At 41.9% G+C, this 13,162-nt stretch carries 10 protein-coding genes; 2 read left to right on the forward strand and 8 right to left on the reverse strand.

The annotated features are described in order from the left end of the window. Position 1 precedes the first annotated feature (1 nt). Positions 2-1,246: a response regulator gene (locus NSS87_RS22570; RefSeq protein ID WP_339242886.1), complete on the forward strand. Its 1,245-nt coding sequence runs from the start codon at positions 2-4 to the stop codon at positions 1,244-1,246. Positions 1,247-1,269: 23 nt separating this feature from the next. Further along, positions 1,270-2,547, forward strand: coding sequence for an extracellular solute-binding protein (locus NSS87_RS22575; RefSeq protein ID WP_339242888.1), 1,278 nt, complete (start codon positions 1,270-1,272; stop codon positions 2,545-2,547). Between the two features lie 82 nt (positions 2,548-2,629). Here NSS87_RS22575 and NSS87_RS22580 read toward each other — a convergent pair whose 3' ends face one another. The 8 genes from NSS87_RS22580 to NSS87_RS22615 all read right to left on the reverse strand — a co-directional run bounded on the left by NSS87_RS22580 (position 2,630) and on the right by NSS87_RS22615 (position 12,753). Beyond that, positions 2,630-4,228 carry an ABC transporter substrate-binding protein gene (locus tag NSS87_RS22580; protein WP_339242890.1) on the reverse strand — a complete coding sequence of 533 codons (1,599 nt, stop codon included), beginning with the start codon at positions 4,226-4,228 and terminating at the stop codon, positions 2,630-2,632. 93 nt (positions 4,229-4,321) lie between these two features. Beyond that, on the reverse strand, positions 4,322-5,284 hold the full coding sequence (locus NSS87_RS22585) for a carbohydrate ABC transporter permease (RefSeq protein ID WP_231573325.1): 963 nt from the start codon (positions 5,282-5,284) through the stop codon (positions 4,322-4,324). A 15-nt stretch (positions 5,285-5,299) separates the two neighbouring features. Further along, on the reverse strand, positions 5,300-6,277 hold the full coding sequence (locus NSS87_RS22590; RefSeq protein ID WP_256716415.1) for an ABC transporter permease subunit: 978 nt from the start codon (positions 6,275-6,277) through the stop codon (positions 5,300-5,302). A 578-nt stretch (positions 6,278-6,855) separates the two neighbouring features. Then, positions 6,856-7,641 carry a response regulator gene (locus NSS87_RS22595; RefSeq protein WP_076284462.1) on the reverse strand — a complete coding sequence of 262 codons (786 nt, stop codon included), beginning with the start codon at positions 7,639-7,641 and terminating at the stop codon, positions 6,856-6,858. After that, the gene (locus tag NSS87_RS22600; RefSeq protein ID WP_076284461.1) at positions 7,616-9,472 is read right to left on the reverse strand and encodes a sensor histidine kinase; all 1,857 of its coding nucleotides are present in this window, start codon (positions 9,470-9,472) and stop codon (positions 7,616-7,618) included. Before NSS87_RS22600 ends, NSS87_RS22595 begins: the two co-directional genes overlap by 26 nt. A 29-nt stretch (positions 9,473-9,501) precedes the next feature. Continuing rightward, entirely contained in the window at positions 9,502-10,332 is an 831-nt protein-coding gene (locus NSS87_RS22605) for a carbohydrate ABC transporter permease (protein WP_042129876.1), read from the reverse strand. Continuing rightward, positions 10,332-11,216 (reverse strand): sugar ABC transporter permease, encoded by an 885-nt coding sequence (locus NSS87_RS22610; protein ID WP_042190519.1) that lies wholly within the window; start codon positions 11,214-11,216, stop codon positions 10,332-10,334. The genes NSS87_RS22605 and NSS87_RS22610 overlap by 1 nt, the downstream gene beginning before the upstream one ends. Before the next feature lie 127 nt (positions 11,217-11,343). Next, positions 11,344-12,753: an extracellular solute-binding protein gene (locus tag NSS87_RS22615; protein WP_042190521.1), complete on the reverse strand. Its 1,410-nt coding sequence runs from the start codon at positions 12,751-12,753 to the stop codon at positions 11,344-11,346. Positions 12,754-13,162: the final 409 nt, after the last annotated feature.

The raw sequence follows: 13,162 nt of genomic DNA on the forward strand, positions 1-13,162 counted from the left end.
GATGAAAGTGTTAATTGTTGACGACGAAAGTTTTGTCCGACGATCCCTGTCAGAAATGCTGGGAAGTGCGAACCATAATTTTAGCATCATTGGTTCAGTAGAGAACGGACTAGAAGCGATACAACTGTTAAAGGAGCAGACAATTGACCTTGTAATATCAGACATACGTATGCCTGGCATGGATGGACTCGAGCTTTCTAAGCATATCCATGAATGTTACCCTGACACCGAGACGATACTGCTCACTGGTTATCAGGATTTCTCCTATGCCAGCCAAGCCATAAGGTACGGTGTACGAGAATATCTGGTCAAGCCAAATTCAGTTGAAAATATCCTCGAAGTCGTAACAAGTGTGTATGAACGTCTGGAATTGAAGAAGCAACACAGGCAAGTCTCGCAGCTGCGAGAAAAGAATCTTCGGGAGAAACGCCTTTCTGATCTACTTTATGGCATTCCATTACCCTACTTTGAAGAACAGCTCATACCTCCCTTTCATTCTTTTGTCATCATTACTGTAAATCACCTAGGTGATGTTATGCCACAGTACTGGTCTGAACAAGCGATGTATGCAGCCGTAATCAATATATTAGAAGAGTGTTTTTCGCTTTACGCTAATGTTGTCGGCATTCAAGAGGAGCAAGAAGCGATAATCATGTTGTTTTATCCCTATGAACAATCCGAAAGAATCGATGAGGCGCTAACTCAGGAAATGATGATTAAGCTGTCTAGCCTCTTGAAATCGCCTTTCAGCGCGGGTGTCTCCAACCCTCACTATGATCTTGGAGCCCTCGCAACAGCTTATCATGAGAGCCTGCAGGCATGCCAACAGCTCAAAAAGGATAGTACCCGACCCGTTATCTATTATAGTGATGTATCCATGTGCTCAGCTTCTCCTCAGCTTACGGAACAACTACAGGTGAAGGCTACACGCAGGGTAATCTCTATGATGATTGAGGCTATGAATTCGCGACTCCAAGAGAACCTCTCTCTCAAAATGATTGCAGATGAATTATACATGAATCCAACCTATCTGGGCCGTCTGTTCAAAGACGATGTAGGAGAATGCTTCTCTAGTTTTCTTACCAAGCTTCGTATTCAAAAAGCGATAGAACTGCTAAATAATGTTACGCTCAAAGTTTACGAAGTTAGCGAATTAGTTGGCTTTAAAGATCCTGCGTACTTCAGCCTCATATTCAAGAAATACATGGGTATGACTCCTCAGGAATTTCAGAAGCACAACAAATAAAGACGAGGTGTGTTCTCTTGCATGTGAATGCTAAGTTGTTGACTATCCTGTTAAGCTTTGGATTGCTGCTTCATACAAGCGGTTGCCAGATCTCTCCTTCTAAGGAAGATATCGACCTTCAAGACCCGATCCAGCTGAACATCTGGCTTACGGCTGGATCAGGTCTTGAGCCGCTTATAGCAGAGTATCAATTGCAGCATCCCGAGCTAGAAATCCATATTCAGACCTCAACCTCCACGCAGCTTCCCGCCAAGCTGCAAACTTCATTCGCAGCAGGATATAGTTCCCCTGATGTGGCGGCCATTGATATTAGCTATTTGGATCGTTTCAAGCAGTTCCCCGATTATTTTCATAATCTAACAACATTTGGAGCGAATGATCTAAAGAATCAATTTCTGAGTTGGAAATGGCAGGAGGTGCTCGGTAATGATTTTATCTTCGGATTACCGACTGATATTGGTCCCTATGCTATGTTGTATCGGACTGACATCTTCGCGTTATCTGGACTCCCTACCAAACCTGAAGAAGTAGCAAAGCGAATCCAAACTTGGGAGCAATTCCTCAAGGCCGGCACTAGAGTCCATGAGGCAACAGGCAAAGCCTTTGTCAATGACTTAGAGAATCTTTATCTAACCCTTCTGCGTCAGTCCAAGCTTCAATATTACAGCCCCACTTCCCAAGAGCTGATCATAGGAAATAATCCAGCAGTAAAAGGGGCTTGGGACTTTGCAATTCAAGCTCTGAAGCTGAATTTATCCGCAGGTATTGCTGTAGATACACAGCGCTGGGGCGCAGGTCTGCTAAACGGCGACTTTGCAGTGATGCTCTGTCCGGCTTGGATGATTGATCATATCAAGAGTAGTGCTCCAACAGCCAGCGGATTATGGAATGTAACGACCATCCCAGGAAATAGCGCTAATCGAGGAGGTTCTGTCCTTACCTTGCCTAGAACAGGTAGTCATCCAGAGGAGTCATACGCGCTTATCAAATGGTTAACCGAGCCCGCACAACAGCTAATTTCATTTAAGTTAGAAGGGGCATTTCCCTCCACGCCCGAAATTTATGACGATCCCGAGATCCATAACCTGTCTGATCCCTATTTTCCTAATTCTGAGGTTGGACGTGTCCTCTCTACAGCAGCACAAGAAGTAGTTCCCACCTACTACGGTCCGCACCACGCCGATGTAGAAACAAATATGCTCGAGTATTTAACCAAAGCCGAGCAAGGTAAGCTAGATCCCGAGCAGGCTTGGTCACTTGCCATTCAGGTAGCGCAAAAAATAGATACTTCTTTCCGCTAACCTATTCACCAAGCGTACAATAAAGGCTATCCCCAGCGCATTAATCATGCCAGAGATAGCCTTTTAGTTTCATTTAAAGTATTTATTTTTGAGCAGCCAAGAAAGCATCTAGTTGTTTTTGTTTCTCCGCAATAATCTTATCAAGTCCGGCTTTCTTCAGCTTGTCGGCGTACTTAGTCAATACGGTATCGGGATCAACCGAACCCGTATCCAAACTGATGTCGTATTCATCCATTACAGCTTTACAAGCTGCCATTTCAGTCTTCATAGAGGATGCGTCGAAGTTAAAACCGAGCGCAACAGAAGCTTTACCTTTGGAGTTGAAGGCCTTGAATTGCTCCCATTTGTCTGGAGCTTCACTTTCCCATACAGGATTCAGGAATTGGCTTCCAAGCATCCAGGCAGCAGCGGTATTATAGTCACCCGTTTTGTCAGTAGCTTTAATCGTATCACCGCTAACGACATCATAATGGACACCTTTTACACCAAATACGAGCAGATTATTGATTTCTTTATCCGTGTGCAAAAGATCTAATACCATCATGGCACGAGCTGGATCACCCGAGGAAGCGGAGATTGCTAACATTGATCCTGCTGCATCACTAGTAGAAATCGTCGGTTCGTTAAAAGCAATTTGTTTCAGTTTTCCGACCAAACCTGTAGCATTAGCCAATTCACTATCTTTACCAGGTTTAAGTGATTGTACTGTCATAAAGACATTACCGGCCTTCATTGCATCTTGCGTAGAATTTGTAGCCACGGCCGCATCTTTGTTAATATAACCTTTCTTCATATATTCACGAGTAAGTTTAATGATTTCTTTATAACGATCCAGTTCAATCATGGATTGAATTTTAGTGTCCGATGAATCCTTAAGCAGAACGCCCGGAATTGAAGCATCACCAAGCGTATCGTACTGCGCCATGTACTGAGAGTTAAAAGTCTCTCCTTGTTTGAAGTACAGTGGGGTTAGGTCTGGTCTCTTCTCCTTTACGACTTTGAGCACGGCATCCAAATCTTGAATGGTCTTTACATTCGTCATATCAATACCCAGTTCATCAGCAATATCGGAGCGATAAACGATCCCGCCTTGTGCTGCTAGCTCCTTATTCGTAGGAACGGCATAATTCACACCATTGATCGCAGAACCTTTTAAGAATTGCGGGTCGAGATTTTTAAGAATCCCTTGGCCATATTCGTTCAATAGATTACCATACTTGCCGTTATCATCATTAAGTGGGAGGTAAGCGCCTTTAGCTGAATTGGTTACATAATTTTTCCATTGGGCTGTAAAAATAATATCGAATTTCTCCTGACTGGCAATCTTCAGATTAACATCATTGTCCCATGGACCCCAGTCGATCGGTGCAATATCCAATTTGGCGTTAATTTTAGGTTCCAGAAGCTTATTGATAGCGTCTTCTACAACCTGCTCATCCTTTTGAACGGCACCGACATAGATTAACTTAACAGTATAAGGATCTAATATCTTCTCCGGTTCAGCTGTAGGATCTGCAGCGGGCTCATCTGTTGCCGCAGCATTGGTAGCGGTTGCATTTTCACTTGGCGCTGGTGAGGATCCTTCATTATTCCCGTTATTCCCTCCGCATCCAGCTAAGCTAAGACTGAGTACTACGATAAGCATCAGCGTTAAAAGTGTGCTTGTTCGAATAGCCTTCATGTACACCATAACCTCCCTCAAAATATTTATATATGCTGAATCGGACGTTCACACACTTGCATGGAACGCCGAATTAAGCCATTCCAATCCTCATTAGCCTTTAACAGCACCAACGGTAAGTCCTTTGATAAAATACTTTTGGAAGAAGGAGTAAACGAATACGATAGGACCGATCCCAATAACAGCCATTGCCATTCTTACTGTCTCTGTCGGCAGATTGATTTCTACACCTTGTGCAGCTAAGGCAGCCATCGCTTGAGGGCTTGCAGTCAGGAACTGAACGTTCAACATCGTCTTATACATTAGATACTGCAGATTGACATGCCCTTCGGGTGAAATAAAGATCAAGCTTAGATACCAGTCATTCCAATACGCCAAGGTTTGAAATAATCCCACTGTAGCTAGCACCGGTAACGATAAAGGCAGAATGATTTGAACGAAGATCCGAAACTCCGGTGCCCCGTCGATTTTAGCAGACTCAACCAGTGCCGGCGGGATTGTGTTTGCAAAAAAGGTTCGTAAAATGATGACAAAGAATGCTGAAACCAGCAGTGGCATAATCAGAATCCATAGCGTATCTTTCAAATGCATCATTTGAGTATAAACTAGATACCAGGGCACTAAGCCTCCATTAAACAAAAGTGTAAAAAACATAAAGAACGAAAAGAAATTACGATGTGGAAAATCCCCACGCGAGATAGGATAGGCATACATTGCCATAATTACGAGACTCAGAATCGTTCCAACCACCGTCACAAATAAGGAAACGGCAGCCGCATCTATGATTTGCCAATAATCTTTTAACAGAAATTCATATGACGAGATATCCCACTTGTTCGGGAAAAAGCTGTAGCCGTGCTGTACAACCGATTGTTCATCTGAGAACGATACGATAATCACGAGGATCAGTGGGACCACACAAATCGCCGTATAGATCCAGAAGAATATATTAATTAACAAATTGGAGATATTAGAAATTTCATTGGGTTGTCTTTGCCGTTTAGCTCTCTTTCCTGTACGACCCGACGGCCCGATTGCAGTTTCTGTCTGGCTCAACACGCCCACCTCCCTCTAAAATAACGCATCATCTTTACTTATTCGTCGTACTGCTAGATTTGCTAAGAATATCAGTAGAAATCCTACAATAGATTGAACGAGACCCGCGGCAGAGGACATCCCAATATCACCAATCGCCAGGAAGGTCTGATATACATAGGTGTCGATAACTTGCGTAGTGGAGTATAATGCTCCTGCGTTTCTAGTCACCTGAAAGAACAATCCGAAGTCTGCGTTAAAAATCCTACCAATCTGCAGTAGCGTCATTACGATGATAACCGGACTGATCAGCGGCAGCGTGATTTTGCGAATCTGCTTCCATTTAGAAGCACCGTCAATCAGCGCAGCCTCATAATATTCGTGATCTATGCCGATGATCGCAGCCATATAAATGACCGTCGTATAGCCAATCTCTTTCCACAGCTTTACTATCACTAGAATCCCCGGCCAATATTGCGACTGCGAATACCATTCAATTGGATCAACCCCAAAGAACGGAAGCAGTGTCTTGTTCATGAACCCGTGCTCAGCACTTAGAAAGCCGTATACTAAATAACTGACGACGACCCATGAGAGAAAATATGGGAGAAACATCGCACTCTGATGGAATTTTGATAGCCATCTGCTGCGCATTTCGTTAAACATAATCGCAAAAGCCAGTGAAAAAAATAGTGTAAGTACAATAAACGCAGTGTTGTACAATAGGGTATTTCTTGTAATGATCCACGCCGTCTCTGTCGAGAATAAATATTTGAAGTTCGAGAACCCGACCCAATCACTGCCTAGAATGCCCTTCTGGTAATTGATATCCTTAAAAGCAATTACCGTCCCTAACATCGGTATGTAGTTATTGATGATCAGAATAATAATGGCTGGGAGCATCATCAAATAGAACACCCAATATTTCTTCATCACTCTCAGAAAATTCGGCACTCTCCCCCTGCCGCGTTTTTTTACTTCTGATAAGCTGACGGAAGGATTCGTCACACTCATGTTCTGTTCCCCCATTTCCCCATCATCCTAATCTAGAGCCTTTTTCACGCTTGCTTGGCTATCGCCTTGCACTTCCTTCTTACACTCTAATTAAAACATATGATAAATTTTGGGAGTATAGGGAGCATATTATATTTCTATAAAAAAAGAGATGATTATCCTTAATAACTAAGGATAATCATCTCTACTGTTTAAAATCATTAAATTGGTTATAACTTATGTACCTTTATCACAGCCGCAGGCTGGTCGATAATCTCTTCTTTCCCCTAAGGAGTCCCCACAACCGCAGGAGTGGGACGACCCCATACCCACAACGAAGTGTGGTGAGGGAGAAGGAGCGGAGAGGAAGTTTGGAACTGTAGGAGCGGAGCGTTCGCCTAAAAGCTTTCCTTGGAAAGCTACCTCGGAAGCATATGCTATCCTCGGATTTCAACCGCGAGCAGCGGTTTCCAATCAAGAAATCCGAGGATAACAGCGACCGAAAGTCCAAACATTCCTCCGTAGTGACGCTTACCTCACCATGCTGAGTAACAGACATTCCTTGCAGTGACGCTAAACATCACCATACGCCGCCGACCTCATAACACTTCGGCCCGGCACCGGTCACGATACTCCTTAGGAGACATCCCCGTCTGCTTCTGAAATACCTTCGTGAAATAACGTCGTTCCTGATAACCGACTCCGGAACCAATCACCGTAATGCTCTTATCGCTGTTAGTAAGCATAAACTTGGCAGCTTCAATTCGCTGTTGTGTTACGTATTCCACGAAAGTCATTGCAAAACGGTTCTTAAACAAGAGGCAGAAGTAACTGCCACTAATGCCGATCTTATTCGCCACTTCCTCAATCCCGATATCTGAATGAAGATGTTCAGTGATGTATTGAGCGGCCAAGTTCATTAGCTGATCCGGCGTTTTTTTGCCATTGTCAACTTCAGGAATCTCCTGAAACAAAGGGATACTATTATACAGTTTATTCTTAAACTGTTTACTACGGATATTAGCTCCGATCTCACGTACCTTATTGCCAAGCTCCTCATAATGTATCGGCTTACAAATGTATTCTTTTACCCCAAGCCGGATCGCTTCCCGTGCATAGTCAAATTCCTGATACCCGGTAAGAAGCAGTACCTCACTATCCAATCCCAATTCCCGCAGCTTTCCTACAAAAGTTAACCCGTCCATCACTGGCATACGAATGTCACTCAACACAAGATCGGGTTGCTCCTCTTCAGCAATGCGCAAGGCGTCCATACCGCTTCGCGCCATACCGACGACCTCCATCCCCATCTCCTGCCATGGCAACACTCTCTTCAGATTATTCAGAATTGGGGCTTCGTCATCTACCAATAATACTTTTAGCATAATGATCTTCCCCCTGCTCGTATTTAGGTATGACACATTGAATAATAGTACCATATCCTGGACTGGAACAAATAAATATTCCATATCTGTCACCGTATTCAATGCGGATGCGATCCGCTACACTGCGAATGCCAAGGCCTCTACGTTCAAGATTCATCCGGTTTTCCCGTTCAACTTCAACCTCTTGCTCCACAGGATCATTCACAATATATTGGAAAATAGACAACTGAGATGGTGTAATTCCAATACCGTTATCTTCAATTCGTAAAATTAAGTCCCCTTGCTTCTCCCAAACTTTCACAGAAACTTGACCTTTGTAATCAATACCCTCAAATCCATGCTGAATGCTATTCTCTACAAGCGGTTGCAAAGTAAGCTTTAAAATGCCGCAACTCATCAATTCTTGTGGGATATCAATATCGTATTCAAATAAATCCTCAAATCTAAATTTTTGAATATCCAAATAATTGCGAAGATGTTTAATCTCTTCATCCAGTGTAATTTCTTCTCGATCCTGAATGCTAATACGTAAAATACTTGCCAGTCGGTAGACCATCTCACTGACTTTCTTGCCTTCATTCTGTATAGCCAGAACATTAATCGACTCTAACGTATTGAATAAAAAATGCGGTTTAATCTGAGCCTGTAGAACACGCATCTCAGCTTGATTCTTGCGACGCTGTTCCAAATGGATTCTGTTAAACAATCGGTTAATTTTATCCATAAGATCATTAAAGCCCTTACCAAGAAGCGTTAACTCATCATTCCCCTTCACTTCTACCCGCGAAGTTAGATCTCCATCCTCAACACGTCGCATAAAACGAACAATTACGGCGATTGCACCAGTAATGCGATTCATAAAGAATAGATTGAAGATCACTGCTGCCAAAAAGCAAAGGAAGATAACCCCAACAAACCAGCGTGCAAATACTGTAACTTCTCGAGATAAAGAGTCCCATGAGGTTACAGATACTAGACTCCAAGGATAATCTTTTAAATGATACATGGAGAGAATACTTTTCTCCCCGTTATACTCTGTTTTAAAACTCTGAAACCCTTTTTTGAAGGTAATCTCTTTATTCGCGAATGACTGAATATCCTGCCCATCCAGCTTTTGATCTGGGTCAAATAGAATCATTCCGTCATCATTTACTAGCATAAACGAAACATCCTGATTACTATCCCCAATTTTTAAATTGCGAAATATCGATTCGAGCTCCCAATTTTTGATCTGTACAACAAGGATACCTATGTTCTGAAAGAAGCTCAGTTCCTTCACGAGTCGAATTTGTGTAAACACAGGTTCAGTTCCTGTAAGTTCGGGATACTCATGAGGAGCCAGCCATTTTGGCACGCCATTCAAATCCATTACTTCCTGGTACAAATCACTTTTTTTGAAAGTATCATAGGGTAGCGTTCGGAAATTTTCCTTATTAAAAAGCGACACGATTTCAGAGTTACCTCTACCGTTAAAATTGTATAAAAAAGCATAGCTAATCGATGGATGGTTAAACAACAGACTACGGAAATTGCGCTGGCTTGCATTCAAATTGAGTTGCTCAGCATCAGTCAAATCTTGATTAGAAGGATCTTCTGCGCTAAGTGCCATATGAAAAACCGAGGTAGCAATTCCGTTGTCTGTAACGTTATCCATATCTTTTAACACATTTGAAATACTGTAACTAATTGCTTTGAGTGAGTATTCCGACTGTTGACTGTACTTCTTCTCAATAGAGTTATAAGTCACGAAAAACATAAGCATGCCTAGAATAAATAAGGGAATGATTATCAGGCCCAAAAATGCCGTAAATAATTTATAGCGCAAATTCATCGGCTAGTGCTCCTGACTGAGAAAAAAAGTTATCCTTTTACGCCACCCGCAGTTACGCCTTCAATAATTTTTTCCTGTAAAATCGCATAAATCACAATTACTGGCAGAACGCTGAAGACGATACCCGCTGACATTTGTGCATAGTTCATCTGATATTGATCACGGAATTGAACCATACCCACTGGGAGCGTACGTAGTTCATCATTTGATAGGAAGTAGTTTGCCAGCAAGAATTCGTTCCAATTGCCCAGGAAATTAACAATGAATACAGTAACCATGGCAGGTACGGTTAGAGGTACAATAATTTTAGCAAAGATACCTGGTGCCTTCAACCCATCCATGACCGCTGCCTCTTCAATTTCTCTAGGCAACGAGCGCATAAATGCAGCCAATATAATTATCGTAAACGGAATTGCATTCGCGATATAAGGGATAATCAATGCCCAGTGCGTATTCAGAATTCCCATCTTACGTACAATCGTATAAATAGGAAGCATCAATGCGTTGTTTGGAATGAGCATTCCCACCATAACTAAGGTGAACAAAATCGTATTCCATTTGCCTTGGCGCATCCGAGTAACTGCAAAAGCAAACATAGACGCTAGAATGATAGATACTACAGAAGCCAATATGGAAATGTACAAACTGTTAAAAAAGTAGGTGCTGATCTTGGCATTTACCCAAGCTTCAACGTAGTTATTGAAGACGAACTCCTTTGGAATCCCAAAAGGGTTAAGTGCTATTGCATTGTTATCCTTTTTCACAGAGGAGAATAACACGAACAGGAAAGGAAATAGAATAACTAGTAGATAGGACAATAGTGCGACGTGTGGCAGACTTTTTTTCAGGGCGCGTGGCATCAGTATTCAATCCTTTCTGTGCGTCGGGCTATCAGCAGCTGATAAATAGCTGTAACCACCAATGTAAATACAAAGATCAGGACTGCAATGGCATTACCGTACCCGTACTTAAAGTTAGTGATAGCATATTTAATCATGTAAGTTGCCATTACATCGGTTGAACCAGCAGGTCCACCCTTAGTCATTACAATGACGATATCCGCCGCTTTCATTGCTCCAGCAATGGACAACATGATTACAACAGAAATGATCGGAACGATTAAAGGAAGCGTGATACGTGTAGCACGCTGGAATCCAGTTGCGCCATCAATGGCAGCTGCTTCATCCAATTCACCTGGTATCGACAGAATAGCTGCAAGTACCATTACAATGTAGAATCCGGTCCATTGCCAAGCATTCGTGATCAGGATGGATAACATTGCGAATCTTTCATCCGACAGCCAGTAAAGTGGATCAATACCAACTAAGCCTAGAACCTTATTTAAAAGTCCAATGTTGGGCTCATAAATGAAGCCCCATAGAATACCGATAACTGCTGTAGACATAATAGAAGGCATGAAGACCGCTGTCTTATACAAGCCTTTTAGCTTCTTTACATTCGATATCAATAACGAGAAGAATATGATTAACGGTACCTGTACAAAACAGGAGAAAAGAATGAAGAAACCGTTATTTTTGACAGATATCCAGAATCGTTCGTCTCCTAATGCCTTCTCAAAATTACTGATTCCGGCAGACTTGACTGTGTCAGATACCCCATTCCAGCTAGTAAAGCTGTAATAGATTGAACTAAAGATGGGATAGATGAAGAACATCGTGAACAAGATCAGTGCTGGAAGAATAAAAAGGAAAAATACCAATGGATTTCTTAGTGCTTTATTCATGACTACCTCCGGTTGCTTTGACATCTGGCGAACAATGAATGTTTTAGATCTTTGCAAACACATAAATTCTTTGAGTTTAAAAATGTACCCTGGTTCTGGCACCAGGGTACATTCAATTTGCAGCTACTTATTCAACTGCTGCGTTTGCTTCTTCTTGTACCTTCTGTAAAGCTTCGCCCATTTTCTCTGGAGTTGTCTGACCACCAATTAGCTTTTGAATTTGAATGTTACTGATTTCTGTAGTTACATCAGCTTGAACAAGTGAGTCAAATGCTGGGAACGAAGATTGTGAGTTATTAAGTACACCTACGATTTCGCTCATCAGATCATCCGTAATATTTTCATTCAGCACGTTTTGATCAATTTTCATTGCTGGCAGTACGCCATCTTCAACAAGACCACGTAATTGCATTTCTTCGTTAAACAAGTTTTTGATGAAAGATTTCACAGCAGCCAATTGACGTGGATCTTTCTCAGCAGAAGCAGAGAAACCGTAGCCATTGTTTACATCACGCATCAATGCAGTTTGGTCACCTACGCCACCATCAACTGGAGGAATATTGAAGAATCCAACTTTACCGATCAACCCTTCGCCAGATTGTCCTTCTTTAAATACGGAAGATTTCCAAGTACCATCATACAAGAGGATTGCTTCGCTACTAGTGAATTGTGTTGTATATTCAGCATACTCGAAACCAAGTTCGCCTTTTTTGAAGTATCCTTTGTCAACCCATTCTTTGTACTTCGCAAAACCTTTTACAACGTTTGGATCAGTCCATTTAGCTTCGCCTGTTGCAAACTTAGCAGTTACATCTGGACCTGCATAACGTGACCACAAGTGGTTAGCTAGCATAAGTGGTACCCAACCAGCCTTAGATGCACCAGCCAAAGGTACTTTGCCGTCAGCCTTGATGTCAGCCAATTGTTGTTCCAATTCAGCAAATGTTGTTGGAGCTTTCCAACCCTTGCTATTGTAGTATTCTTTGTTGTAGAAGAAGCCTTCACCAGATCCACCGATAGGCAATCCGTAAATTTTTCCTTCATAAGTGAAAGGATCAAGATTTGAGAATTTATCCTTAATTCCAAGTTCCTCTAGGATTGGAGTCAGATCGAGTAATTTACCTTCTTTAGCATAGATCTTAGAGTCAGGGCTTCCGAAAAGATCGAAGATCTCTGGTGGATTACCCGCAGCCATTTCACCACGTAATTTTTCTTTACGGTTTACATCTGAATCTACTCCATCAAGCTTAAAGGTCAGACCCGGTACATCGCCTTCTACCTTTTTCACTACTTCTTGCAGAATAGCTAAACGTTTCTGTTTGTCGGCACCGATTTGAGTGTGACGAATCGTCATTTCGAACGGCTCGCTACTAACCGGTTCTTCAGTTGCTGGAGCATTTGTAGCATCCGCTGAATTCGTCGCGGTAGCGTTTCCATCTCCTTTGTTAGAAGATGCATTGTTGTTGCCTCCGCAACCTGCCAGTAAAGCTGATGATACAAAAATCAGGGACAATAGCAAAGTCATACCTTTTTTCATTTCTTGTGACCCCCCATATAATGTTGTGCTTTACACTTCTTATTATAGAAAACAGATTCCATTCTCGTAAGGTTAAGATTCATCCACTATAGGGATAAAAATCTCTAATGAAAGCGGAATCAACTACACGATATGTAATATAATATAACTTAATTTCAGTAATAATTACGATTAAAAGCTTTATAGCGTGATTTAACCATACATATACTTTGAAAATAATCATAAAAACTCAATGTAATGATACAATATATATCATAACGTATTTCCAACTCGTTAATTAACAACTGTAAATATATCATTTTTTTAAAGCGAAAATACAAAATTACCCCTTTAAATGACATCAGACGTCCCTCATAACAAAAAAAGCCGTTCCTTCAGCAGTAAATCACTGAAGGAACGGCTCCACTTA

This window comes from Paenibacillus sp. FSL F4-0243 (assembly GCF_037963295.1).
GTDB lineage: Bacteria > Bacillota > Bacilli > Paenibacillales > Paenibacillaceae > Paenibacillus_AQ.